The sequence below is a fragment of the Nocardiopsis lucentensis DSM 44048 genome (assembly GCF_000341125.1).
Taxonomy (GTDB): domain Bacteria; phylum Actinomycetota; class Actinomycetes; order Streptosporangiales; family Streptosporangiaceae; genus Nocardiopsis; species Nocardiopsis lucentensis.
The window spans coordinates 1-24,598 of record NZ_ANBC01000600.1 but is presented as its reverse complement, the minus strand read 5'-3'; the positions used below and the strand labels follow the sequence as shown (position 1 = coordinate 24,598).

Genomic DNA, 24,598 nt, shown 5'->3' with positions numbered 1-24,598 from the left:
ACGACCAATCCCCTCATACCCGAAGAACTAACGAAAAACTCAGTAGGAGGCAGCGTGTCAGAGCCACCGAACGACGACTGGAACGAGGACCGGGAACAGGGCGAGGCCCCCGACACCTCGCCCGCGGACGGGGACGCCTCGTCGGGACACGGGGCGGACACGCACGGTGGTGACGGCCGTCGGCCCGGCCCCGCTCCCGTGCCACAGGCGCCGCTGCCCAGCGCTGTCACCAACCTCTTCTACGGGACCGTGCACGCCCCCGACAGCACGTTCGGTGCCTCCGGGGGGTCAGGCGGCGGTCACGCCCGCCCCCCGGTCACCGGTCCACTCACGGACGAGGTCATCCGTGCCGCCGTAGACGGCTTCGTCCGACCGGAGCCGTTCGACGAGGCCGCCCGGATTCTCGCCGGCTCTCGCGTCCTCGTTCTCACCAGCGGCCGCGGCACGGGCAAGCGCACCGGCGCGATCGCCCTCGTGAGAGAGAAGGCCGCGGGGCCGATCGTCGAGCTCCCTCCGAGCCGGACCCTGGCGGACCTGTCCGGACACGACTTCAAGCCCGGTTACGGCTACATCGTCCCGGACTGGTTCGGCGTTCGCCGTGCCGACCCCGAGGCCGAACACGAATACATGTGGTCGGTCCTCCGTTCCCGTGTGGAGGGCGCCAAGTCCTGGCTGGTCCTCACCACCGATCGGCGCACCCCGGTCGGCACGGCCGCACCCGCCCTGGACTGGGCACGGCCCACGCCCGTCGACGTGCTGGGAGAACGGCTCGGCGCCGACCACCCCCGGGAGAAGCTCGACCAGGCCGTCGCCAGGCTCACCGGTGACTGTCCCGTCGCCGACCTCGTGGCGGTCGCCGACAGGATGGCGGGTGGCCAGGACCCCGAAGCGGCCGTTGAGCACGTCCTGCGCTCCTCCTCGCGCGGGCGCGTCCAGGGCTGGTTCGAGCAGCGTCCCGAGCGCCGCGACGTCGCCGACGTCACCGCGCTCAGTCTGCTCCACGGCGTCACGGAACGGGACTTCGAACGCCTGGCCGCGCGCCTGCACGAGCGTCTGACCGAGGCGTTCCCGCCGCCGCCCGAGCGGCCGAGCTGCCCGGGGCCGGGATGGGCCGCCCAGGATGGAGAGGAGGACGAGGAGAGGGAAAGGAGGAAGGAGCGGGACTCCCTGCCCGCACGCCGTGGCCGACGCGGGGACGGTCGCCACTCCCTCGTCCGCGTCGAACTCCGCGATGACGGCTGGCTGGCGCGCCGCCACCCCACCTTCGTCGAGGAGGGTGTCCGGAGTGAGGCCCTGCGTCAGCTGTGGGAACACTACGACGTCGACTTCTGGAACGCCGTCCGCGGTTGGGTGGTCGCCGCCGTCGGCCACGGCCGCTTCCAGGTCGCCCTCGCCTCCGGCCTGGCGGCCTTCGCCGCCACCGCCTTCGACGAGGTTCATGACGTGTATCTGGACCCCTGGTCGCGCCGGACCGGTCCCACCCGGGACACCTGCTTGTACGTCCTGTGGTTCATGTGCATGGACGACGACCTCGCCCCCGTCGCGCTGCGCACGGTCGACCGCTGGCTCGCCTCGGGGCGCCCCGCCCAGATCGAGACCGGTATTCGCGCCTGGGGCGGCGAGCTGGGTGTGCGCTACCCGACCGAGGGCGTCAACCGGCTCTGGGCCCAGCTCGTGGACACCGAGGGGGTCCGGCGGGAGCAGGCCGCCCTGGCGTTCGGCAACCTCTTCGGCAGTCTCGTCGACCGCGACGGCAATGCCCGTGACCTGATCCGTGGCCTCAGCCTGGAGCTGTCGAGTACCCACCGGTTCGGTCGTGACCGTCCCAAGTACGAACTCCTCCTTGTCGCGGCCTTCGCGACCCTCGTGATCCCCACCAGCGAACCGCTGGACCGGGGGTCGGCGGTCGAGGAGGAACAGCGGGAGCGAGGGGACGGGGACGACCGGGGCGACCGCGACGGGGACGAGGACCGGACGGGAGGGTCGGACGGAGCCGCGCGGGCCGAGGTCTCCGACGACGAAGAGCGCCTCCCGGACACCGTCCCCGCGGTCGCCCGCCACCTGGTGCGCAGCCGTGACCAGATCCCCCAGGTGGCGAGCCTGTGGGCCGCGGTCATCCGCCACCAGCCCGTGCGTCGCCCGGCGATCGAATCCCTGTGGCGGACCCTGTGCGCGCTCCAGCGCAGCGGCCCCGACGCACAGTGGGTCGGGGAATCCCTGCTCACGTCCCTCTCCCAGGTGCTGCCGTCGACCGAACACGAGGCCTTCCGCGCCACGTTCACCGGCCTCGCCAAACGCGGTGGTGATCCGGACACCTTCACCAGTGCTGTTCTGAACCTTCTCAGCCAGGTGTTCGGGCGCGCCAAGAACACCGCCTCCGGCACCGGCGACCAGCCGATGCCCGCCTCACACAGGAAGTAACACGAACATGAGTTCCCCCCAGTACCCGGTCGTGGAGCAGCGTGCTCTCCGTGCCCCGAGCAGGCGCGGCCTCTTCGGGATGCTCAACAGGCGGCGCGACGCGTCCGAGATCCCCGACGCCGCCGCGCACCAGGTCCTCGTCTACCGCAGCGGAGGCTCGTTCCACGTGGACACCGGCGCCATGGCGCTCGACGACGGCCGTGTGGTGGAGGCCGACCACGTCAGCCTGGTCGACGTCGGCCACGACACCACCGTGGAGGTCACACTCACGATTCCCTCCCTGGAGGACGACGAGTTCGAGGTGCGCACCTCCTTCTCCTGCACGGTCACGGACCCGGTGGCGGTGGTCAAGGAGGGGCGCGGCGACGCCCACCGTTTCCTGACCGACTACCTCAGGCGGTACGACAAGCTGCCGCAGGTCGCCCAGCACCTCAGGCTCCGCGACATCAACGAGGTGCGTGAGCTGGTGTGGAGCCACGTCAAGGCGTTCATCGACCTCGCCCCGCCCGAGGTGCGGGGTATGCGGATCAGGTACGTGGGCACCGAGGTGCCCACGCCCGCCAGCCTGCGTGACGTGCGCAAGGAGTGGGGCAGCCTCCACCACACCCAGGAGGTCGAGGTGGCCCGCACCGCGCACGACCACCGAATGAAGGCGATGGTCACCGAGCACACCCAGCGGATCATGGCCGGGCTCAGCGAGGCCGTGCAGAACGACACCATCAACGCGATCATGCTGGCGCTCGCCGAGGAGCGGATCGACACGACCGAGGTCATCCAGCGGATCACCCACGAACGCGAGCGGGTGCTGGCGCGCGAGGACCAGAGGAAGGCCGAGGAGCACGAGGAGCAGCTCCGTCGGGAGGAGGTCGAGCGGCAGGAGCGGCAGCAGCGGGAGGAATGGGAGCGCGCCACCGCGGAGCGCCGCGAGACCTGGGACCGCGAGGACCGGCTGCGCAAGATGCAGATCAGGTCGGATCTCGCCCGCACGGCGATGGAACAGCACCACGTCGAAGGCACGATGTACGCCAGCGACATCGTCGACTTCGTGGACCCCGAGCTCCTTCCGTTCCGTTCGGACCCGGTCGGTGGCTCGACGGACCGGAGCGGCATCGCAGGTTCCGAGGTCGAGGAGCTCCCGGCCGGGGAGACCCTGGCAGAGGCGCCCGAGACGTCGGAGGAGCCCGGAAACCGTGCCGCCTCCGACCGGACGGAACCGGCGCAGGGCTCGCGCCGCGACGCCTTCGCCGGGGGACTGAGTGAGGACGACCATGGCGCATGACACCCTCCCCTCCGCGCCTCCCGCGGTCGCTTCCGACTCCGGGACGGGGCCGGAACCGGATCCGACGCCCCCGCGCGGCCCCGGTTGGCTGCTGCGCCGTCTGACCGGGGTGGACGAGGACCTGCTCGACCTGGTCCCCGAGGAGCGCTCCCGCTACACCCTCCAAGGGTTGGTGGTCGTCGGTACGGCCACACTCGCCGGGCTCGCGGTGTTCGTCGCACTCGACCGTTTCACCACGACTCCCGGGCTTCTGTTGGTCCCGGCCGCGCTGTTCTGGGCCGGGCTCATCCTGGTCTTCGACTGCTGGCTGCTGTCCACCACGCAGGGGGTCAAGGAGAGCAGGCGTCCCGGTGTCTTCCTGGGGCGCGTCATCCTCACCGTCGTCATCAGTCTCGTCGTCGCCGAGCCGTTGCTGCTCTACGTTTTCCGGCCGTCCGTCGAGCAGGAGGTCGAGGTCACCCGGCAACGGGAGGAGGACGCCTACCGGTCGGCGCTGGAGAGGTGCAATCCGATGTCCGGTGACCAGAGCACGGACCCGGACTGCACGCAGGAGTACCTGCTGACAGTCGGCGACAGCACGCTCTCCGCCGATCGGTCCGCGCTCGCTGACGCGGTCGCCGAACGCGACCGCGTCCGTGAGCAGGTGGAGGAGCTTCAGGAGGAGCTGGCTGAGCGGCAGGAACTGGCCCGCATGGAGTGTGGCGGCGAGTCCGGTGCCGGGCTGACCGGACGCGTGGGCGAGGGACCCAACTGCCAGCGGCTGCGGCAGGAGGCCGACGGCTTCGAGGAGAGCAGTCGACTCGCCTCGCACCAGGCGAACCTGCTGGAGTTGAACGACACCGTGGAGGAGCTCACCAACGACGCTGGTGACGCCACGACCGAGTTCGCCGTCGCGCGTGCCGAGCTGATCGACGCGAAGGTCGAGGAACGTGCCGCCGAGGAGGGCGAGCACGGTGTCATCGACGAGATGGCGGCCCTGCACGAACTGTCCAGGAACAGCGTGTACGTGCTCGCCGGGGTGATCCTGCTCCGGTTGCTGTTGGTCGCGGTGGACCTGCTCCCGATCCTCACGAAGGTGCTGAGTCCCACCAGCACCTACGACGAGCTGTACACGGCGCAGCGCGCTCTCCGGGCCGACAGCCACAGTCAGACCGTCCGGATCGCGCGTAAGCGAACCGAAGTGGCGACCGACCGGGAAATCGGTGAGCTGGAGGCCGTGCAGGCTGAGCATCGCAGTGTGATCGAACGCCGGATGCGTGCCGAGGAGGTCCGGCGGCGCGCCGACATCGACGGCCAGATCGCCGAACAGGCCAAGCTGTACCGTCGCGGCACGGTGTCCGGGGACCGGGGCTGAGCCGTACCCGAACGGCGCGTGCGTGAAGCCGCCCGCGGCCCCGGCCAAGGGGTGCGGGCGGCTTCGCCGTACCGGGACCGCTCGTCAGCCCTCGACGAACACGGCGACGGTGCGGGGCGGCACCGTCAACGTGCCCGTCGCCGGGTCGAAGGCCGCCTCGCGCACCACCGGGTCCGTGGAGTCCGCCTGCACCGGGTGCAGACCGATGTCCGCGCCGACCAGGGCGGCCACGCCCTCTTCGGCGGTCTCGACGCCCGCGTTGAACACGACCGTCACCGACTCCCACTCGCCGCCGAGCCCCGAGGTGTCCACGCGCATCGTGATGACGCCGGGGGTCTCGTCCGCTCCGCTGGTCGGGAAGGTCAGCCGCGCCTGGATCTCCTCGGCGGTCCCCAGGGAGAAGGCGGGTGTCGAGGCGCGGATCCGCAGCAGCTCGCCGAACCTCTCGCGGCTCGCCTCCGTCGCCGCGCAGTCCGCGACCAGAGCCGGGTCGGCGAGGAGCGGTTCGGCGTAGGGCCACTTGTCCTCGTTGTCCCACGCCGGGGGCAGGCCCACGCCGAAGTTGTTGCCCTCCTCGCAGTCCCGGTCGAACCGGTTGAACCAGTCGCCGGAGTCGTAGGAGTTGCGGTCCAGCGACTTCGACCGCAACCGCTCCGAACCCGCGTGCACGAAGGCCGTACCCTGCCCGAGCAGCGCCGTGGCCAGGGACAGCGACTGCATGCGTACCCGGTCCTCCATCGGGGTGTCCTGGGGCAGCTTGTAGGCGAGCGCGTCGTACAGGGTCTCGTTGTCGTGCGCGTCGACGTAGGTCACCGCCTCGCCCGGGGCGAGCGTGTAGCCGGCCGGGGCTCCGTTGTAGTCGACCTCCCCGCCGGTCACCTCCGCGCCCGAGGAGGACGTGAACCGGTAGTCGCGCAGGTTGCCGGTCAGTCCGACCCTGATCAGGTCGTGGTAGCCGAGCAGCCGGGCGCGCTGCTGGTCCTCCGTGCCGTTGGCGGGGGAGGGGTTCGGGTCGGTGTACAGACCGCTGCCGAAGCCCTGCACGCGCGGGTCCGCGTCGAAGGGGCCTCCGCCGCGCACACCGTCGCGGAGCCGGTCGTTGAAGGTGCCGATGCCGGTCCCGGCCATGTTGAGCTGCGTGGCCTGCTCGAACCGGGCGTCGTCGGCGACCTCGCCGAAGTTCCAGCCCTCCCCGTACAGGATGATCTCGGAGCCGTCGACCCCGTCCTCCTCCGGGGTGAGCGCGTCCAGCGCCTCGCGCACGTCCAGCATGTTCCGCTTGGGGTGGTGGCCCATGAGGTCGAACCGGAAGCCGTCCACGCGGTACTCGCGGGCCCACGTGGTCACCGAGTCCACGACCAGCCGCCCCATCATCAGGTGTTCCGGGGCCGTGTTGGGACAGCAGGTGGAGGTGGCCACCGAGCCGTCCTCCAGGAGCCGGTGGTAGTAGCCGGGCACGATCCGGTCGAGCACCGACCGCTCGTCCTGACCGGCCGCGTAGGTGTGGTTGTACACGACGTCCATCACCACGCGCAGCCCCGCTTCGTTGAGCCCGCCCACCATGGAACGGAACTCGGTGACACGGGCGGAGCCGTCGGGGTCGGTCGAGTACGAGCCCTCGGGCGCCGTGTAGTGGACGGGGTCGTAGCCCCAGTTGAACGAGTCCCCGCCGCGCGTGTCGCCGACGCACGCCTGCTGTTCGGGGGAGTCAGGCGCGAACGAGGCCGGGTCGCAGTCGGGTTCGGTCCGGTCGGCCGGGTCCTCGGGGACCGAACCGATGTCGTAGGCGGGCAGCAGGTGCACGTAGTCGAGGCCGTCCTCGGCGAGCTCGGCGAGGTCGCGCATCCCCTCGGAGTCCCGCTCGGCGAAGGCCCCGAAGGTTCCGCGCAGTTCCTCGGACACGGTCGGATCGTTGACGGAGTGGTCGCGGACGTGGAGCTCGTAGACGACCGCCTCGTTCACCGGCACGGCCTCGGGCTTGGCCCGGTCGTCCCACCCCTCCGGGGCGAGCGCGGGATCGTCGAGGTCGACCAGGTGGGTCCGGGCTGAGTCGGTGGCCAGCGAGACGCTGTAGGGGTCGGTCACGCGGTTGTCCTCCACCCGTCCGGTGGTGGGGGCGAAGACGCGCACGTCGAACGTGTAGTAGCGGCCGTTCCAGTCCTCCCGGCCGGTGACGGACCACACCCCCGTACGCCGGTCCAACCGCATCGGGACGGAACGGAACTCGTCGGTGGCGGAGTCGTCGTACAGTTCCAGGCTGACCGACTGCGCGGTGGGCGCCCACACGGAGACGGTCGGGCGGCCGCGGTCGTCCCAGACGGCGCCGAGGTCGGCGTCGGCGGCGTCCGCGTAGAGGTCGTCGAGGACCCCGGGGATCTGGACGCCGGTCGCGGCGGTGACGCGGCCGGCGCCGTCCTGCTCGACGACGGCGAGCTGGCCGGTCAGGGCCTTGCGTATCCGGGGGGTGATGACGCGGTCCGGGGTGAGGACGGAGAGGTCGGCCAGGTGGGGCCAGGACGCGCGCTGGGCCTCGGTCGGGCCGTCGGGGTCCGCGCTCAGTTCCACGGTGATGTCGGAGCCGTCGAGCGCGCCGTCGGAGACGTCGAGGTTCGCGCCCCGGGAGGACACCAGGGAGTAGGTGCGGTCGGGGTCGAGCGCGGCGGGCCACAGCAGGGTGTCCGTCTCGATCCAGTGCGCGCGCTGGGAGCTGAGGTCCGTTCCGGCGGGCTCCGTCATCGCGGTCGCGCTGGTGGCGGTGGAGGTCAGCGGGAGTGCCACCAGCAGTGCGATCAGTCCGGAGGTGATCGTCCGCGCTGGTCGTGGGCGGTCTGGGCGGTCAGGGGCGTCGGTTCGGATCCACGGAGGTCTCATGGGGGAGGCCGGTCCTCTCGCCGGGGGGCGGTCACCGGAACGGTAATGAGGGTCGAGCCCGGCCTGCAAGAGTTTCCAGAAAATTTCCGTAATTTTGCGAACCTCCGTGGGGAGGCCACCGTGCCGTAGTGTCGCCAGCGGACCCGTTTCCTTCCAGGCCAGGAGTGCCCGTGGCGAGACCGAAGATCGAGGAACTGGGCTGGTGCCCCACCCCCATGGGTGAGATCAGCCTGCGCCGCCGCTGGGACCCCGTGGCCGAAACCGACGTCCACGAGATCCGGCTCGACGACGAGTTCCTCATGTCGAGCCTGTTCACCGCGGCGGAGGAGGAGATGGCGCGGCTCGCCCTCGCCGAACTGCGCTCCGGGGGCGCGGACGGCGGGTTCGACGTGGTCGTCGGCGGGCTCGGCCTGGGCTACACCGCCGCGACCGTGCTGGACGACCCCGGGGTGCGCTCGCTGACCGTCGTCGAGGCGCTGGAAGCGGTGGTCGACTGGCACGAGCGGGGCCTGGTCCCGGCGGCGGGGAACCTGTCCGCCGACCCCCGCTGCCGTCTGGAGCACGGCGACTTCTTCGCCGCGGTCGCCTCGCCCGGGGGCCTGCTGTCCGACGAGCCCGACCGCGTGTTCGACGCGGTCGTCCTCGACATCGACCACTCGCCGCGCCACGTCCTCGCCCCCGCGCACGCGGCGTTCTACACGGTCGAGGGGCCCCGCCGGCTCGCCGAGCACCTGCGCCCCGGCGGGGTGTTCGCGCTGTGGTCCGACGACCCGCCCGACGAGGCCTACCTGGAGGTCCTCGGCGCGGTCCTGGACCGGGTGCGCGCCGAGGTGGTCGACTTTTCCAATCCCTACCGCGACCAGCCGTCGGCCAACACGGTCTACCTGGGCACGCGTCCGGGCCGTCCGGTCTGACCGCCCAGGGCCGGGTCATGTGCCGGGGGCGTCGGGCTTTCCGCCCGCCTCCCGGACGAACTCCTCACCCAGCTCCTCGACCAGGCGTTCGCGCGCGGCCCGCAGGCGCTCGGTGTAGTCGGGCGCGAAGACCTCGGACAGGCCCTTGCCGAGGGTGCCGGAGATCCGGTGCAGGGCGCTCCACACCGCGGGGTCGTCCACCACCCGCGCGAACGCGTCGGCGCCCTCCATCCGGTCCAGCCAGTCGGAGAGCACCAGCGCCTGGTCGCGGGTGAGGCGGAGGGTGACGTCGTCGCCCGCGCCGAGGGCGTCGTCCACGCGGGGCCGTCCTCGCTACTCCTCGTCGCGCTCGGGCAGCAGCCCCCGCGCGATGACGTCCTCGGTCAGAGCGTTCAGGACCTGGTCGGCGTCACCGTGGTGCCCGGGGTGCCCGGTCGCGCGGCGGACCTCCTCGCGGACCGCCGCGACCACGGACTCCGAGCGCAGGACCGCCGCGAGCGGTGCGGCCTCCAGTGCCTCGTTCCACTCGCGCAGCGTCTCCAGGCGCCCGTGCTCGACCGCCTCATGGGTGAGGTGGAACAGGGCGTCGATGTTGCGGTCGTGGGAGTCGGCGTCCATGAGATCGACGTCGACGATGAGGACGGGGCGGGTCGACTCGCCGTCCTCGTCGGGGCGCAGGTGGTAGGCCTTCCACAGCCGTCCGTTGGTCAGCACGATCCACTCGGCCCCGTGCTCCGCGGCCACCTTGCGGGCCGTCTGGATGTTGCGGACGTCCAGGTCCTGCGCGCAGCCCTTCACCTCGACGGGCGCGAAGAGCTTCTCCTCGAGGAGGATCGCGTAGTCGACCGACTCGCCGCCCGTGCGGTACTCGGTGGTCAGGTCCTGGTACTTGCTGTAGTTCATGCCGACGCTGAGGATGTCGGCGACGAGCATGCGGGTGTCGCCCTCGTTGGCGTCGCGCTCGACCAGCTCGGCCAGGGGGCGGGAGAGGCGGTCGATCGCGGCGGCGAGCCTGCTGCGTACGGGGGTTTCCCAGCTGACGGTCGTGGTCGTGAACTGACCGGTCCTGGTCATCACCTGGGTTGCCTCAGCGTCCATGCCCGTCCGTTTCCGTGGTCGCCGTGGACCCCGCCGCGAGCCACCGGGGCGGGGGTAGTGCCGCAACGATCGTACAACTCGCGAAGGCCCCTCAGCCCACCGCCGTGCGGCCGGCTCCGGCCCCGGCGACGGCCTCGGCGACCGTTCGCGGGTCGACCAGCTGGGGGTGGTGCCCGGCGCCCGGAACCCGGATCACCCGGTGTCGGGGGTCCACCGCCTCGACGGGGTCGTGCTCGCCCGCGACCACCGTCACGGGGACGGGGCAGGAGGCGAGCAGCGCGCGCAGTTCCGTCCGGGAGGACGCGCGCCGCCCCTCGGACAGCGTGCGCGCGACGCGGGCGGCCACCCCTGGGCGCCGCAGGTCGAGGACCGCGCTGGCCACGGCCCGGTCCAGGTCGTCCCGGCCCTCGTCGACTCCGGCCATCCGGCGCAGCCGCTCAGCCGACAGCCGCGGCAGGGCCGCGCGGACCAGCGGGCGCGTGTGCTCGGGTCGCAGGGACCGGCCCTGGAGGAAGGCGGGGGCGACCAGGACGAGGCCGCCGACCCGCTCGGGGCGCGCGTGGGCGTACCGCACCAGGGGCGCGCATCCGGCCGAGTGGCCGACGAGGACCGGTCTGGACACCACCGAGCCGAGCAGTTCCTCGAACCACACGGCGTCCGGAACGGGGGAGGGGCCGGAGCGTCCCAGCCCCGGCAGGTCGGGGACGAGGACGGGGGAGTCGAGGAGGTTCGCCACCGGACGCCAGGACTCGCCGTCCAGTGGCAGGCCGTGCAGCAGGACGTAGGACGGGGACACCTGGTCCCCGGTCAGGTACGTGCGGGTTCCGGCGACCGGACGCAGGCCCCCGGGAACCCCGTCGGGCAGCGCCCCGAAGCCCTCCGAGACCAGGCGGTCCGCCCAGCGGGTGAGGGACGTCCACACCGGCGGATGGGCCAGACCGGCGGCCGCGGCGAGCGCGTTGGCGGACGCGGTGTCGTAGCGGTCGTCGCTGAGGAACGTGAGCGTCTCGGGTTCGGTCCGGGTCACCGCGCGGGGAAGGCGGCGCAGCAGTCCGACGGGCACGGATCCGCGCGGCGGGCGCACCCCCAGGTGGCGGGCGAGGCCGTGCAGGAGTTCGCGCAGGTTGGGCGTGGACTCGTCGAGGACCCAGTGGGCACGGACACCGCCGGTGTCGTGCTCGGGGACCGCGGCGAGGAAACGGGCGAGGTGGTCGGCGGTCACCACGGGGACGAAGGTCGCGGGACCGCCCGGAGCGAGCGGGAGACGGCCGAACCACAGGTCGCGGATCGTCTCGGCGAGGCCGATGTACTGGCCGGACTCGCCCGTCACCGAGTCGCCGATCACGGTCGCCGGGTTGACGACGGTCAGCGGTAGGCCCTCGCGCTCCGCCAGGTCCCGGACGGCGGTGTCGGCCTCGATCTTGGACGCCTCGTAGGCGCCGTGCTCGCGGTAGAGCCGGTCCGTGTCCGCCGTGGTCGGAGCGCCCGCGCGGTAGCCGGTGACGTGGACGACGCGTCGCAGTCCGGGCAGGCCCGCGGCCCAGTCGAGGACGTGCAGGGCGCTGTCGACGTTGGCGGTCCTGGCCTCCTGTCGGCCCATGCCGAAGCGGTACACGGCGGCGCAGTTGTGGACGTCGCGGACGGACTCCAGGGTTCGCGCGTCGTCCGCGCCGAGGGCGAGTCCGGGGCGTGTGGCGTCGACCCGGACGGTGGTCAGCCGTCCGGTGGGGAGCCCGCGGTCGCGGAGCCACGACAGGAGAGCCTCCTCGCGGGGGCCGCCCCTGGTCGCGGCGGCGACGGACCGCCCGCTCCGGAGGAGTTCGGCCGTCAGGTGGCGGCCGATGAGGCCGGTCGCGCCGAGGACGAGGGTGTCGGGTGTCCGGATCGCTGTCATGACTACTCCTTAAGTAGACCTATCTACATATTTTTGAAACACGAAAGCCCCGAGGTACGGGGTTCTTCCGTCTACGCGCCGAGGATCCGGGTGACCGTGCTCCGTGCGGCGTCCAGTGGGGTGCGGCTGCGGGTCGCGCGGGCCAGCAGGAGCGCCCCCTCGATGACGGCCAGGACGGACCAGGAGTCCGCGTCCGCCCTCGCGCGGTCGAGCCCGTCCGCGGTCAGGTGGTCCGCCAGGGCGCGCTGCCAGGACGAGTAGACGTCACGGCAGACCGCGTGCACGGCGTCGTTGGTGGCCGCGACGTCCAGGGCCGTGGCGGCCAGGGGGCAGCCCTTCGTGAACGCCGATCCCTCCATCCTGGCGGTGAAGTGGTCGATCAGCGCGTGGACGAGGCCGACCGTGTCGGCGGCCTCCTTCGCCGACTCGCGAAGGAGCGTTTCGATCTCCGCGCCCGCCGCCGCCAAGGCCGCCGTCACGAGTTCGTCCTTGCCGCCGGGGAAATGGAAGTAGAGGGAGCCGCGCGGGGTGCCGCTGGTGCTCAGCACCTGGTTGAGTCCGGTGCCGGAGTACCCGTGCGCCTCCAGTAGTTCGCGCGCGCCGTCCACGAGCCGTGCCCGTGTGGCCGCTCCCTTGGTTCCCATGGGGATGAGACTAGACCGATCTGCATATTTTTGGCAATCGGACGGGGCGGAGGGCCGGTCCCGTCACGCGGCCTTCCCTGGTGCCGGTGAGCACGCGGACCCGGGGGCCCACTCCGATCCGGCAGCCCGCGCACGCATCGCAGACGTGTTCGATATCTCCCGATAAGCGGTTCGATAGGCGCTCGCCGCAGGCTGGTGTCGCTGGAGGAACCCAGCTACCGGACACATCCTCGCTCCATGAGAGAGGTTCGACGAATGGCTTACGCGGAGAACGAAGGCGGTGCTGTCCGTGACGCGCTCCGGACTCGGTCCTGAACCCGTCGCACCCGCGCGGCGTCGCTCGAGGGGGACACCACGTCGCCTCACCACACCCGTATGGAAATTCGGGGGCAGCTCCCTGGCCACCACCGAACGTGTGCGTGCCGCCGCACGACGGGCCGGCGCCGCCTATCGTTCGGGCGGCCCGCTCGCCGTGGTCGTCTCCGCACAGGGAGACACCACCGACGCACTGCTCAGCAGGGCCGCCGACGTCGGCTCGACCGCCGCCGGCAGGGAACTGGACCAGCTCCTGGCCACGGGGGAGAACGCCTCGGCGGCCCTGATGGCGATCGCGCTCCAGGGACTCGGCGTCCCCGCGGTGGCGGTCACGGGCTCCCAGAGCGGGATCCTCGCGACGGGGCGCCACGGAACCGGAGTCGTCGTCGCCGTCGACCCGGAGCGGATCCTCCGCGTCCTGGACGGCGGGAAGGTGGCGGTGGTCGCCGGTTTTCAGGGGACCAACGAGGAGGGGGACGTCATCACCCTCGGCAGAGGGGGCTCGGACAGCTCGGCCGCCGCGCTGGCGGCCGGACTCGGGGCGCACGACTGCGACATCCTCACCGACGTCGCCGGTGTGTACACGGCGGACCCGCGGATCTGTCCCTCCGCGCAGCTCATGCCGGTCGTCCCCAACGACGTGATGGCGGAGATGGCCTTCGCCGGCGCGCGTGTGATGCACACGCGGGCCGTCGAGATCGCCGCCCTGCACGACGTGGAGCTCCGGGTCAGGAGTTCCTTCGAGCAGACACCAGGCACACGGATTCCGTTGAGAGGTGACGGGGGCATGGTCGAGACGGTCCCGGCCGCGTGGGCGGTCGTGCACGACCTGGACGTGGCGCGTGTGGAGCTGAGCGCGGGCGGAGCCGGAGGGGCCACCGTGGCCGACCTGTACCGCCGTCTCGCGAGGCGGGGGATCACGGTCGACATGGTCGGTTCGGCGAGGGACGGCCGCGGTGGTCTCACCTCCGGGATGACCGTCCGGCGCTCCGACGTCCCGGAGGTTCGCCGCGCTCTCGAACGCGTGGCGGGGCCCTCCCGGGGGCGGGTCGTGGTGGACGAGGAGGTCGCACGGGTGTCCGTGGTCGGCACCGGGCTGCTCAGCCGCCCGGAGTACACCGCGCGGATGCTGTCCTGCCTGCGCACCGCGGGGATCGAGGCATCCGCCCTGTCCACCTCCCAGGCGAGGATCTGCGTCACGGTTCCCTCCGCCTCCGCGACCCTGGCCGTCCGCAGGCTGCATCAGGAGTTCGGTCTCGACGGCGCCCGGAACGACCAGTAGACCCACCAGACGACAAGGGGATGAGCACGTGTTCTCGAACAGCTCCTTCGGCCGCAGACTACGGACCCAGCGCCTCTTCCGACACGACGAACAGCGCCTGCTGGTGGTTCCGTTGGACCACTCGGTCACCAACGGGCCCATCACCGGCGGGAACAAGCTGAACATCCTCGTCGGACAACTCGCCACCAACAACGTCGACGCCGTGGTGGTCCACAAGGGCAGCCTGCGGCACATCGACCCTGAGTGGTTCACCCGGACCTCCCTGGTCGTGCATCTGAGCGCCAGCACCATGCACGCGGTCGACCCCGACGGCAAGTACCTCGTCTCCAGCGTCGAGGAGGCGCTGCGGCAGGGAGCGGACGCGGTCAGCGTGCACGTCAACCTCGGCTCCCTGGAGGAGCACCGGCAGATCGCTGACATGGCCGCCGTGGCCGACGCCTGTGACCGCTGGAACGTTCCGTTGCTCGCGATGGTCTACCCGCGCGGCCCCAAGGTCGCCGACCCCCAGAACACCGAGATGGTCGCGCACGCGGTCTCGCTCGCGGCGGACCTGGGCGCGGACCTGGTCAAGACCGAGTACGTCGGTTCGGTGCCCGACATGCTCGAACTCACCTCCAACGCGCCGATCCCGGTCATCGTGGTGGGCGGTCCCCGGTCGCGGGACGACGGACGTGTCCTGCGTTACGTGGAGGACGTCATGGCGGGCGGCGCCGCCGGGGTCGCGATGGGCCGCAACATCTTCCAGGCCCCGAACCCCGGCGAGATGGCCGCCGCGGTCGCCGAACGCGTGCACCGGGGCTTCGGCCCCGCGCCGGAGGACACCCGGCACGCCGACACGGCCGCCGACTGAACCCGCCCCACCCCCAGCTCCAACGGCCCGGTGCACCCGGCCGGGCCGGCCACGCCCCAACAAAGAACGAGGAGTTCTCAAGTGAAGCTCACCTGGCTGGACATTCGCGACTCCGGTGAGGCCAAGCAGGCCATGATCCAGGAGGCGCTGCACCACAGGATCGACGGTCTGGTCAGCGCCGACCCCGCCGACCTGGCGGATCTGCCACCGACCGTGACCAAGGTGCTGAAGGTGGACGGCGACCTGCCTGAGGGGCTGGAAGCCGCCGATGTGGTCATCGTGGACACGGAGCGGCACGGTTCGACCGCTGAGCTGTCCCTGCGCCACCCGGAGGTCGAGTTCGGCCGCTTCGTCGAGATCGTCGACGCCGAGACCCTGGAGGAGGCGTGCCAGGCGGCGCGCACCGAGCGGTGGAGCCTGCTGCTCTTCCGGGACCCGACCAAGATCCCGCTGGAGATCGTCATCGCCGCCGCCGCGCGGTCCACCGGCAGCATCTTCACGATCGCCGCGGACATCGAGGAGGCCGAGATCATCTACGGGGTGCTCGAACTGGGCTCCGACGGCGTGATGATGGCGCCGAGCGCGGTGGGCCAGGCCGCGGAACTGAAGGCCGCGGCGCAGACGGACACCGAGGACCTGGAACTGACGGAGCTCCAGGTCGTCGACACCGAACACATCGGTATGGGTGAGCGCGCCTGCGTGGACACCTGCACGCACTTCCGGGAGGACGAGGGGATTCTCGTCGGCTCCCACTCGAAGGGCATGATCCTCTGCGTGAGCGAGACCCACCCCCTGCCCTACATGCCGACCCGCCCGTTCCGGGTGAACGCCGGGGCCATCCACTCGTACACGCTGTCCAAGGACGAGCGGACCAACTACCTCAGCGAGTTGAAGGCCGGAAGCAAGGTCATGGCCGTGGACGTCAAGGGCCAGACCCGCATGGTGACGGTGGGCCGGGTGAAGATCGAGTCGCGTCCGCTGATCTCGGTCAACGCCGTCGCGCCGAACGGCCGAACGGTCAATCTGATCCTTCAGGACGACTGGCACGTGCGGGTGCTGGGTCCGGGCGGCGCGGTGCTCAACAGCACGGAACTGAAGCCTGGTGACACGGTCCTGGGCTACCTGCCCAGTGAGGACCGGCACGTGGGGTACCCCATCGACGAGTTCTGCCTGGAGAAGTAGTCCACGGCACGAAGGGGGGCGCCGCCGGAGGTCCGGCGGCGCCCCTCGCGCCGTGCCCCGCTGATCGGTGCCCGCCGTGGTCGGGTTCCGGGGACGGGCACGCCCGCGGTCAGGTGTCGTAGGTGTAGAACCTGGTGTGGTCGATCAGGTCGGCCGGGGTCTTCGTGAACCACGGGGGCAGCCACGTGTGCAGCGACGGCACTCCCCGCGTCCGCTCCACGGGAAGGTAGTGCGGCACGTTGGGATGCTCCTCCTGCCACATGGCCCAGATCTTGTCGACGAACGCGTGGTGGAGGAAGAACACGGGGTCGTTGGGAGAGCCGATGTAGAGCATGTGCCCGCCGACCCACACGTGCGCGCAGCCGTGGAGCTTGCCGAGCTCCGTCTCCCAGGGGAACTTGGCGTATCCCTCCGCGTGGTTGCGGAAGCTCTCGTAAGGGGCTTCGTACCCGGAGGTGTGGTTCCAGGGCGGGCTGTCGTACACCGGGAGGGCCAGGGTCTCCTGGAGCTCCTCGGGGGTACTCAAACGTCCCATACCGCCCAGGTCGCGAACCAGGTAGGGGCGGTCGTCGTGCGTGTAGTTGCCCTCCAACCACGGGTCCTCGGGGCCGTCGGGGAGGACGCTGGTGTTGATGACCCACCCGTTGCGGTGGGCGAAGGGGCCGGTGGTCACCTGGAAGTCCCCGGGGCGGCCGGTTCCCCCCAGGAAGTCGTCGGCCCACAGGGGTGAGTCGGTGCCCTGGTCCTGGGTCCAGTCCCAGTAGGGGAGGCTGACGGTGGGGTCGACGAGGTGGAGCGCCTTCTCGAACTCCAGCAGGTACTGACGGTGCCAGGGCATCAGGCCGGGGTTGATGTGCCCGTACCTGCGCCCACCGTCCTTGTTGAGGTAGTCCCTGGAGTTCATCCGGATGTGGAGCTTGACGAACCGGTCGTAGATGCCGAGTCGTTTGATCTCCAGGACCGCCTCGATGAAGCGTTCCTTCTCCTCCGCGGACATGTCGAGGTGGTTCTTGCGGACGTAGGTCATGGGTGACCTCTCTGGTTCGGATCAGGCGTGGTGGGACGAGGAGGGCAGGAGGTCGGCCCCGCGCAGCTCGTCCACGGCGACGCGTGCCGCGTCCAGTGGGGTTCTCTGCAGGCGGTAGTGGCACAGCGAGCTGAGGTAGGCGCCCTCGCCGATGCGCATCAGGTGGAGTTCGCGGCCGTCGATGTGGACGGTCTCGCCCGCGACCCTGATCTCGCGATCCTTGTACCGCTCGGTGTGCGCGTCCTCCTGGTCGCCGAAGATCTGGGGGCCGAACGTCACCAGCGTCGGAGGCACGCTGATGAGCGCGGTCGCGCCCACGGAGTACAGCAGCAGGTCCCGTCTCTTCATGGCCGGTTCCTCTCCGGCGCGGTCGCCAGCTCACGGAACGGCGGACCGCGCGCACGTCGTACGTAGGGCGGGACTCCCCGCCTGTTCCATGCTGACCTGCTCCCTTATTGACCTGATATTGCCGATGTATCCGTTTTCCGCATCCGTCGACGCCGCCCCGGACGCACGTCGGGCCCGGAACCGTTCGGAAACGGTTCCGGGCCCGGTGAAGGGGGCTGGACTCAGCCGGCGGGCTGGGGTCGGGTGGGCACCAGAAGGGCGAGGAGGCCGGCCGCCAGGGGGGCCAGTGTGACCACGGCCAGGCCGGTCGACGGTCCCAAGGGCTGGGCCAGGGCACCGGCCGCCGCCGAACCGACGGCGCCGCCCACGAAGAACGTGAGGTTGAGCAGGCCCATGCCCGTGCCTCGCAGGGGCAGGGGGATCCTCGGTGACATGAACCCCGTCATGACCACCTGTGTGACGGCGAACGCCGCCAGCGCGAAGGACGCTCCGGCCACCAGCACGATCGCGTTCGCGCCCAGGACACCGCCGACCCCCAGGAGCAGGGTCGCCGCGAAGGCGGTTCCCGCCACCAGGAAGGCGGCGCCGGCACGGGCTCCGAGTCCGCCCGCCAGGCGCGAGAGGACCGCGCCCACGACCGCGCCCGGAAGCAGGGACAGGCCCACCCACAGCACGTTCCAGCCGTGTTCGGCCACCAGGAGCTGGGGCACGGCGTACATGGTGGCGAACAATCCCGCGTAGACACCCGAGCCGATGGCGACGGCCAGTCGGAAGTCCTTGTTCGCGATGAGGGAGCGCGGCACGAACCCGTCGGCGTGCTTGGCGACGCGGTAGGCCAGGAGGCCGATCGAGACCACCGCCAGCGCGGCCACGACGGTGCCCACCGCCGTGGTGAGCGCGAGCACCGGCGCCTGGATGAGGATCAGGACGGCGGCCACACCCACGGTGAGCAGGCTCGCGCCCAACGCGTCCACGGACTTCCCCGAACCGGGCCGGTGAGCGAGGCGCAGGCACAGTGGGAAGGCGATCAGCGACAGGGCCGGCAGGATCAGGGTCAGCCGCCACGAGAGCGCGGCGGTGACGACCCCGCCGGCCAGCGTCGCGCTCGCGGCGAAGAACGCCATCGTCGCGCCGAAGATCATCAGCACCACGGGGCGGCGGTCGGGGGCCGAGCCCGCGGCGATGGCCAGGGCCACGGCGCTCATCGCCCCCGCCCCCGCCGCGAGGACGAGGCGGCCCGCGACCAGCACCGGCAGGCTCGGCGCCAGGAGGCACAGGGCCGATCCGGCGAGCAGCCCGACCGCTCCGACGACCAGGGCGCGGCGCATGCCGAGCGTGTCGGACAACCGTCCGAACAGGGCGGTGCCCACACCGAGGGCGAGCGCGTGCGCGGTCAGCACCCAGGCGGTGGCCGAGGGTGCGGTGCCCAGTGAGGCGGACACGTCGGGAAGGGCGACGCCCGCGGCGGTCACACCGAACACCGCGGGGCCGAAGAGCAGGGCGAGCCGGACACCGGTGGAACGGGCGCTGATCCCCGGATCCGGTGCGGGAGGCGGGGGGCCGGGAGCCTGGTTCTGGTTGGACTGGGACGTGGGTTCCGTGGTCATCGGTCACCAACCGGAGGGACGTTGTGGTTGACGCGGAAGAGGTTGCGCGGATCGTGGTCGTTCTTGATCCGGGACAGGCGGGTGAAGGTCTCGACGTCGAAGGCCTCGGATGTGAGGTCGGCGGCCTCGGGTCCGCTGAGGAAGTTGACGACCCGGCTGCCGCTGGAGCGGTGTCGGATCCTGCCCAACACGGTGTCGGTGTGGTCGGGCGGTGGTGATCCCGGAGGCGCGAAGGACAGCGTGGTCAGGGTGAACTCGGCCTCGCGCGCCCCGACGGCGTTGGGCACCCGGGGCGGGCGGGTGAGCGCGCCGCCCAGGTGGCGCAGCTCCACGATCATGTCGGTGCAGTCGGAGTCCGGACCCGCGATCTCCAACAGGGAGTCGACCGTGTCGTGGTCGAGACGGGCCAGGGACAGGCTGCACTGCCGGTAGGGCGAGGGGTCGGCGGGATCGTTGTAGACCGTCGCGATCTCGGCGTAGGGCATCTCTCGGACGGTGTCCACGACGGGCGGCCGATCCATTTCCCGGAACGGGGCGATCAACCGCTCCCCCTCGACCGGCGAGCCGAGGTGGACGATCCGTAGATGCACCATGAGCCGCCCGCGCAGGGGCTCGGGTACCGGCGGGGCGTCGGGCAGGCGCAGCAGGGCCAGCGAGGACGTCAGATCCTCGGGGCAGTCGGCGGTCCACGCGTGCCACAGGCGCAGGACGTCCTCGGACGCCTCACCGGGGAAGATCAGCCCCCCCGCGTACACGGTGGGGGCCGGGAAGAGTGAGAACTCCATCGACGTGACCACACCGAAGTTGCCCTTGCCGCCGCGCAGCGCCCAGAAGAGGTCGCTCCGCTCGTGCGGGGTGGCCCTGACCAGTTCCCCGTCGGCGGTGACCACGTCCATGGCGTGGACGTGGTCGGCCGCGTACCCGTACTTGCGCGAGAACAGGCCGAGCCCGCCGCCGAGGGTGTAGCCGACGACGCCCACGGTCTCGGAGGAACCGTTGAGGGGGGCGAGTCCGTGGGGCGCGGCCGCGACGATGACGTCCCGCCAGAGCGCCCCCGCCCCGACCCGGGCCGTACGGGTGTCGGGAAAGACCTCCACGTGGTTCATCCGGCGCGTGTTGATCAGCAGCGCCTCGTCCGCGGCCACCGTCGCGCCGTGTCCGGTCGCCTGGACCGCGATCGGCCGGTCCTGGCGGGCCGCGAAGGACACCGCCTCCCTGACGTCCTCGGCGTCGGCGGCGGTCACGACGATGGCGGGCCGGGACGGGACCGAGGTGTTGTAGACCGCGGTCTCCTCTTCGTACCCCTTCTCCCCGCGTCGGAGCACGGTACCGCGGAGCCGTTGTTCGAGCTCCGGCAGGGTCAGGGCCGGTGGATCGGTGCTGGTCCGGCTGTAGTCGGGTAGGGGCACGGGATTCCTCCAGACGTGTGTACGGGGTCGCGTCCGTAGTCTGGTCCCGGCCCGGGGGAGGGCCACATCCCTCACTTGGGGGGAATCAGGTGGGAGGAACGGTCCCTCAGCGGGCGGCGAGGTCGGGGACGGCTCCCGTGAGGATGGTGTTCTCCAGTTCGCGCAGATGGTGGCTGGGCTCCAGCCCCAGGTCGTCGGCCAGGCGCCTGCGAGTGCTGTGGAACAGCTCCAGTGCGTCCACCTGGCGGTTGGACTGGTAGAGCGCCAGCATGAGCTGGCCGCACAGCCTCTCCCGGAACGGATACTCGGCCACGTAGTGGGTGAGTTCGCCGATGATCCGGTGGTGGCCTCCCCGGCGCAGCTCCAGGTCGAAGTACTCCTCCAGCACGGACAGCCGGTTCTCGTGGTGCTGGGTCGAGATGGACCGCACCAGCGGACTGTCGACGCCGGAGGCGATCGGGCCCTGCCAGAGCCCCAGCGCCGTGGACAGGGCCTCGGCCGCCGCCGAGGTGTCCCCGGTGTGGATGGCCTGTCGCCCCCGAACGACGAGGGCACCGAAGCGCGTCAGGTCCAGGGAGTCCTCGGGGATTCGGATCAGGTACCCGGAGGAATGGGTTTCGATGATGTCGTGGAGACCGTGTGACTGGAACTTGCGTCGGAGCTCCGACACGCATATCCGAATCTGGTTCTTGGCTGTCGCCGGTGGCCTGTCCCCCCAGGTGGCGTCGATTAGGCGATCCATGTCGACTATGTTCTCAGAATTCAGCAGGAGCATGGTGAGAAGGATTTTCTGGCGCTTCCCCCGGGGTGCCGCCTCTTTGTTGAAAATTCTCACTGACAGTGGGCCGAGTATGCGAAAGTGGATGTTGTTCTGCATTGCTTTGGACTCCAGGATGAGTTTTGCGTGGCCGGTGGTCGGCGAATCTGAGTTGTCCGGCCAGCTGTAGAGAGGGTCGAGCAGGTCCGCCGCCCGTTCGATCGTCTGTCCTGGTTAAAGCGCTCGCTGCTCCCCGTTGCTTTGGGCTTTAAAACGCTTTTTCGGCGCTGATGGATGATTTTTGGATGGGTTGTTCATTTGTGGGGGATGCTTTTTTGTGCTTTAAGTTTTCATGGTTTCCATTGTGGAGAATATCAGATTCTCGACCTTGCGGTGTGGTCGCAGGTGGCCGAAGTCGGCCAAAACTCTGGATGTATTGTGCTGAACTCGTGGGATGTCAATCCCTCGTTTGGGGGATGCGCGGACGGAGCTTCGGAAGGAAGGAAGTGGGTTGATCCAGGGGGCGTTTCCTGCCACGCTCTGGGGGAACCGCGGGGGCGTTTCGTCCGCCGTGTCGAACACAAGAGAGGGGGAGGGCGCCGGTCCGTCTCCCGGGAGGAGCAGCGAGGACGATGACCCAGCCCACTCCCTCCGAGATCCAACACCAGCATCGGGCGCTGCTCGACCTCATCTCCGACGCCCCCGACGCCCAGGCGCTCTTCGCCCGGTCCNCCCGGCCCCCCCCCCGCCTGCGGAGGCTCATCCCCTTCGACGCGGCGGTGTGGCGGGCGACGGACCCCGCGACCGGGCTCGTGACCGCTCCGATCCGCACCGAGAACCTCGACGAGGGCGGGTGCGGCACCTACTGGCGGCACGAGCTGTTCACTGAGGAGGTCAACCGGTTCCAGGACCTGGCGAGGGAACCGGTGCCCGCGGCGGCCCTGCGGGAGAGCACTGGGGGCCGCCCCGAACGTAGCTCCGTGTACCGCGACTTCATGCGCCCGAACGGGTTCCACGACGAACTCCGCGTCGTCCTGCGAGTGGGGGGCAGACCCCATGGTCACGTCAGTTTCCTGCGGGAACGTGGCCNCAAAAAGCCGTTCTCGGCCGCCGAGACCCTGCTGGCGGCGGGGTTCTCCGTCCCGATGGCCACGCGGCTGCGCCGGACCTACGCGGAATCCCTGGTCGAGGTCCGGGAGGGTGCGTCGTTCGGCCCGGGGCTGCTCCTCTTCGACGATGCGGGATCCCTGGTCTCGCTCAACGACGACGCCCGCCACCACCTCGCGGACCTGATGGACGGACCGTCCACCGGGACCTCCTGGGGCGTGCGGATACCCGAGTGGATGCACAGCACGGCGGTCCACGCCCGGGCGGTCGCGAAGGAGAGGGCCAACGGCACCACCCAGATCCGGCTGCGTGACAGGGCAGGGCGGTGGCTCGTCTGCCACGCCTCGTGTATGCGCGACACCGAGGGCGGTCTGGGAGGCGTCGCCGTGGTCATCGAACACGCCAAACCCTCCCAGGTCACGCCGCTGCTCCTGGAGGCCTACGAACTCTCCCGGCGGGAGCTGGGCATCACCCAGCACATCGCGCGAGGACTGCCGACCGGGGAGATCGCCGAGATCCTCCACCTCTCGCCGCACACCGTGCGGGACCACGTCAAGGCCATCTTCGAGAAGACGGGGGTCACCAGCCGGGGCGAACTCGTCGGGAAACTCTTCACCGAGCACTACGCCCCGCTCGGGCAGGAGGGCACCGTGCGTGTCTTCGACGAGTGACACGGCGGCACGACCCGAACACGAAAGTCACATCTCACTCAATATCGGTCGATAACACGTCCGATAGTCGTGCCACCCACGCTGGAGGTGCCCTGAGCAACCGTCCACGAGGGGAACACGCATGTCCCACGACCCGGTACTCGACTGCCCGGTGGGTGAGGAACCAGAGCCCGAAGCGCTGATCGAGGCCGCGATGCGCTGGCACTTCAGCCCGCGGACGGGCTCCCCCTTCTGGCTCCGGCGCGCGCAGACGCTCGGCTTCGACCCCGTCCGCGAGATCCGCACCCACGAGGACCTGAGCCGCTTCCCGAACGTCGTCCACGAGCTCCGCGACGTTCCGGCCCGGGACCTCATCCCCCGCGGCTACGGACCCGATCCCGACGTGGTGGGGGTGTACGAGAGCGGCGGTACCACCGGGTCCCCCAAACGCGTGGTGCTCCTCGGCGACTGGGCGGAACGGTCCGTGCACCGGTCCCTGCGCGCCATGACCGAACGCGGGCACCCGGAGGGCGTCGACTGGTTGTCCATGGCGCCCACCGGTCCGCACCTCTTCGGCGAGATCATCGCCCGCCAGGCCAGAGCGCGCGGCGGATTGCTGTTCACGATCGACATGGACCCGCGCTGGGTCAAGGGCAGCATCGCCGAGGGCCGACGGGAGGAGGCCGACCGCTACTCCCGTCACCTGCTCTCCCAAGCCGAACACGTCCTGTCCACCCAGAACATCGGCGTCCTGGTCACCACACCACCCATGCTGGAGCGCATCGCACGCGACGAACGCCTCACCGCTCTGGTCAACGACAAGGTCCGACTGATCCGTTGGAGCGGTGCGCGCATGGACCCCGACGTCCACCACCTGTTGACCACTGAGGTCTTCCCCGAGGTGGCCTTCAGCGGCGGCTACGGAAGCACGATGATCCTCGGTGGCGTCGACGAACGTCCGGAGCCCGGGCCCGACGGCACCAGCGTGTTCGACCCCTACTCTCCCTACTGCTCCTTCTCCGTGGTCGAACCGGGTGGCGGCCGCCCGGTGGAGTACGGGGAGCGCGGCCAGGTCGTCATGCACCACGTCAGCAAGAGCGCCCTGCTCGTGAACAACCTGGAGCGCGACACGGCCGTCCGGGTCCGTGCCGGGGAAGGGCGGGTCGGGGACTCCGTCGCCGACGTCAGACCCCTGGAGACCTTCGAGGGGAGAACGGCGATCGAGGGCGTGTACTGATGGCCCGCCCCCTGATCCGGCTCGACGCGCTCGGCCCCTCCGGTCCGTACCGCGCCCGTGCCCTCCGAACCGTGACCGACGTCGCCGGGACACCCATGGCCGAGCTCAGCCTGGTACCCGGTCTGTTCGTCCACCGCGCGCTCGCCGCTCTGCGCTCCGCCGCCCCCCTCACTCCGGACGAGCGCGCGGAGGCGCTCAGCAGGGCGGGCCGGGCCTTCGCGGCGGACGAGGTCGGCGGCGTCTCCGTCCAGGAGTACGAGCACGCCGTCGCCCGTGTCGCGGGCATCCCCGTACGAGCGGTCCGCGAGACCACCCGAACCATCGCCCACGCCGCGGCCGAGTCCTACCGCGC

At 70.8% G+C, this 24,598-nt stretch carries 19 protein-coding genes and 1 pseudogene; 10 read left to right on the top strand and 10 right to left on the bottom strand.

Features of this window, described 5'->3' with window-relative positions:
* Nucleotides 1-54: 54 nt before the first annotated feature.
* The 3 genes from D471_RS0121435 to D471_RS0121425 are packed head-to-tail and all read left to right on the top strand — an operon-like array spanning nucleotide 55 to nucleotide 5,054.
* A complete protein-coding gene (locus D471_RS0121435) occupies nucleotides 55-2,421 on the top strand; it encodes a hypothetical protein (RefSeq protein WP_017600524.1) in 2,367 nt (788 codons plus the stop codon).
* Between the two features lie 7 nt (nucleotides 2,422-2,428).
* On the top strand, nucleotides 2,429-3,700 hold the full coding sequence (locus tag D471_RS0121430) for a hypothetical protein (protein WP_017600523.1): 1,272 nt from the start codon (nucleotides 2,429-2,431) through the stop codon (nucleotides 3,698-3,700).
* The gene (locus D471_RS0121425; protein ID WP_017600522.1) at nucleotides 3,690-5,054 is read left to right on the top strand and encodes a DUF4407 domain-containing protein; all 1,365 of its coding nucleotides are present in this window, start codon (nucleotides 3,690-3,692) and stop codon (nucleotides 5,052-5,054) included. The genes D471_RS0121430 and D471_RS0121425 overlap by 11 nt, the downstream gene beginning before the upstream one ends.
* 84 nt (nucleotides 5,055-5,138) lie before the next feature.
* Here D471_RS0121425 and pulA read toward each other — a convergent pair whose 3' ends face one another.
* Nucleotides 5,139-7,925 carry a pullulanase-type alpha-1,6-glucosidase gene (gene pulA, locus D471_RS0121420; protein WP_026127946.1) on the bottom strand — a complete coding sequence of 929 codons (2,787 nt, stop codon included), beginning with the start codon at nucleotides 7,923-7,925 and terminating at the stop codon, nucleotides 5,139-5,141.
* Nucleotides 7,926-8,095: 170 nt separating this feature from the next.
* Here pulA and D471_RS0121415 point away from each other — a divergent pair, with 170 nt between their 5' ends.
* Nucleotides 8,096-8,839, top strand: coding sequence for a spermidine synthase family protein (locus tag D471_RS0121415; protein ID WP_017600520.1), 744 nt, complete (start codon nucleotides 8,096-8,098; stop codon nucleotides 8,837-8,839).
* Between the two features lie 15 nt (nucleotides 8,840-8,854).
* Here the strand turns inward: D471_RS0121415 and D471_RS0121410 are convergent, their stop codons facing one another.
* From D471_RS0121410 to D471_RS0121395, 4 genes are all read right to left on the bottom strand, one after another.
* A complete protein-coding gene (locus D471_RS0121410; RefSeq protein ID WP_017600519.1) occupies nucleotides 8,855-9,157 on the bottom strand; it encodes a hypothetical protein in 303 nt (100 codons plus the stop codon).
* 15 nt (nucleotides 9,158-9,172) lie between these two features.
* Nucleotides 9,173-9,937: a hypothetical protein gene (locus D471_RS0121405; RefSeq protein ID WP_017600518.1), complete on the bottom strand. Its 765-nt coding sequence runs from the start codon at nucleotides 9,935-9,937 to the stop codon at nucleotides 9,173-9,175.
* A gap of 91 nt (nucleotides 9,938-10,028) precedes the next feature.
* Nucleotides 10,029-11,831, bottom strand: a complete 1,803-nt coding sequence (locus tag D471_RS0121400; RefSeq protein WP_017600517.1) for an alpha/beta fold hydrolase — start codon at nucleotides 11,829-11,831, stop codon at nucleotides 10,029-10,031.
* A 71-nt stretch (nucleotides 11,832-11,902) separates the two neighbouring features.
* Entirely contained in the window at nucleotides 11,903-12,475 is a 573-nt protein-coding gene (locus tag D471_RS0121395; protein WP_026127945.1) for a TetR/AcrR family transcriptional regulator, read from the bottom strand.
* A 280-nt stretch (nucleotides 12,476-12,755) separates the two neighbouring features.
* On the opposite strand from D471_RS0121395, the gene D471_RS0121390 reads away from it, so the two are divergent.
* The 3 genes from D471_RS0121390 to D471_RS0121380 are packed head-to-tail and all read left to right on the top strand — an operon-like array spanning nucleotide 12,756 to nucleotide 16,104.
* The gene (locus D471_RS0121390) at nucleotides 12,756-14,072 is read left to right on the top strand and encodes an aspartate kinase (protein WP_338045355.1); all 1,317 of its coding nucleotides are present in this window, start codon (nucleotides 12,756-12,758) and stop codon (nucleotides 14,070-14,072) included.
* Nucleotides 14,073-14,100: 28 nt separating this feature from the next.
* On the top strand, nucleotides 14,101-14,922 hold the full coding sequence (locus D471_RS0121385; protein WP_017600514.1) for a 2-amino-3,7-dideoxy-D-threo-hept-6-ulosonate synthase: 822 nt from the start codon (nucleotides 14,101-14,103) through the stop codon (nucleotides 14,920-14,922).
* A 30-nt stretch (nucleotides 14,923-14,952) separates the two neighbouring features.
* Nucleotides 14,953-16,104: a 3-dehydroquinate synthase II family protein gene (locus tag D471_RS0121380; RefSeq protein ID WP_394296861.1), complete on the top strand. Its 1,152-nt coding sequence runs from the start codon at nucleotides 14,953-14,955 to the stop codon at nucleotides 16,102-16,104.
* A gap of 109 nt (nucleotides 16,105-16,213) precedes the next feature.
* On the opposite strand, the gene D471_RS0121375 is transcribed toward D471_RS0121380, so the two are convergent.
* The 5 genes from D471_RS0121375 to D471_RS35460 all read right to left on the bottom strand — a co-directional run bounded on the left by D471_RS0121375 (nucleotide 16,214) and on the right by D471_RS35460 (nucleotide 21,372).
* Entirely contained in the window at nucleotides 16,214-17,131 is a 918-nt protein-coding gene (locus tag D471_RS0121375; RefSeq protein WP_017600512.1) for a tyrosinase family protein, read from the bottom strand.
* A 21-nt stretch (nucleotides 17,132-17,152) separates the two neighbouring features.
* Nucleotides 17,153-17,479 (bottom strand): tyrosinase family oxidase copper chaperone, encoded by a 327-nt coding sequence (locus tag D471_RS35465; RefSeq protein ID WP_017600511.1) that lies wholly within the window; start codon nucleotides 17,477-17,479, stop codon nucleotides 17,153-17,155.
* Nucleotides 17,480-17,700: 221 nt separating this feature from the next.
* Entirely contained in the window at nucleotides 17,701-19,086 is a 1,386-nt protein-coding gene (locus D471_RS0121365) for an MFS transporter (RefSeq protein WP_017600510.1), read from the bottom strand.
* On the bottom strand, nucleotides 19,083-20,495 hold the full coding sequence (locus tag D471_RS0121360) for an FAD-binding oxidoreductase (protein WP_017600509.1): 1,413 nt from the start codon (nucleotides 20,493-20,495) through the stop codon (nucleotides 19,083-19,085). The genes D471_RS0121365 and D471_RS0121360 overlap by 4 nt, the downstream gene beginning before the upstream one ends.
* A gap of 106 nt (nucleotides 20,496-20,601) precedes the next feature.
* Nucleotides 20,602-21,372, bottom strand: coding sequence for an AfsR/SARP family transcriptional regulator (locus D471_RS35460; RefSeq protein WP_083924278.1), 771 nt, complete (start codon nucleotides 21,370-21,372; stop codon nucleotides 20,602-20,604).
* Nucleotides 21,373-21,884: 512 nt separating this feature from the next.
* Between D471_RS35460 and D471_RS0121350 the strand changes: the two genes are divergently transcribed.
* The 3 genes and pseudogenes from D471_RS0121350 to D471_RS35455 all read left to right on the top strand — a co-directional run.
* Entirely contained in the window at nucleotides 21,885-23,030 is a 1,146-nt protein-coding gene (locus D471_RS0121350) for a helix-turn-helix domain-containing protein (protein WP_017600506.1), read from the top strand.
* 121 nt (nucleotides 23,031-23,151) lie between these two features.
* Nucleotides 23,152-24,246 (top strand): acyl-CoA synthetase family protein, encoded by a 1,095-nt coding sequence (locus D471_RS0121345; RefSeq protein ID WP_017600505.1) that lies wholly within the window; start codon nucleotides 23,152-23,154, stop codon nucleotides 24,244-24,246.
* Nucleotides 24,246-24,598 (top strand): annotated as a pseudogene (locus D471_RS35455) (aldehyde dehydrogenase); the annotation flags it as partial. The gene D471_RS0121345 and the pseudogene D471_RS35455, both read left to right, overlap by 1 nt.

Excerpts from the sequence above, each read along its gene's own strand:
- D471_RS0121365 (WP_017600510.1), bottom strand. The coding sequence starts at position 19,086 with ATGACCACGGAACCCACGTCCCAGTCCAACCAGAACCAGGCTCCCGGC.
- D471_RS0121345 (WP_017600505.1), top strand. The coding sequence starts at position 23,152 with ATGTCCCACGACCCGGTACTCGACTGCCCGGTGGGTGAGGAACCAGAG.
- D471_RS35465 (WP_017600511.1), bottom strand. The coding sequence starts at position 17,479 with ATGAAGAGACGGGACCTGCTGCTGTACTCCGTGGGCGCGACCGCGCTC.
- D471_RS0121375 (WP_017600512.1), bottom strand. The coding sequence starts at position 17,131 with ATGACCTACGTCCGCAAGAACCACCTCGACATGTCCGCGGAGGAGAAG.
- D471_RS0121405 (WP_017600518.1), bottom strand. The coding sequence starts at position 9,937 with ATGGACGCTGAGGCAACCCAGGTGATGACCAGGACCGGTCAGTTCACG.
- D471_RS0121430 (WP_017600523.1), top strand. The coding sequence starts at position 2,429 with ATGAGTTCCCCCCAGTACCCGGTCGTGGAGCAGCGTGCTCTCCGTGCC.
- pulA (WP_026127946.1), bottom strand. The coding sequence starts at position 7,925 with ATGAGACCTCCGTGGATCCGAACCGACGCCCCTGACCGCCCAGACCGC.
- D471_RS0121395 (WP_026127945.1), bottom strand. The coding sequence starts at position 12,475 with ATGGGAACCAAGGGAGCGGCCACACGGGCACGGCTCGTGGACGGCGCG.
- D471_RS0121425 (WP_017600522.1), top strand. The coding sequence starts at position 3,690 with ATGGCGCATGACACCCTCCCCTCCGCGCCTCCCGCGGTCGCTTCCGAC.
- D471_RS35460 (WP_083924278.1), bottom strand. The coding sequence starts at position 21,372 with ATGCAGAACAACATCCACTTTCGCATACTCGGCCCACTGTCAGTGAGA.
- D471_RS0121400 (WP_017600517.1), bottom strand. The coding sequence starts at position 11,831 with ATGACAGCGATCCGGACACCCGACACCCTCGTCCTCGGCGCGACCGGC.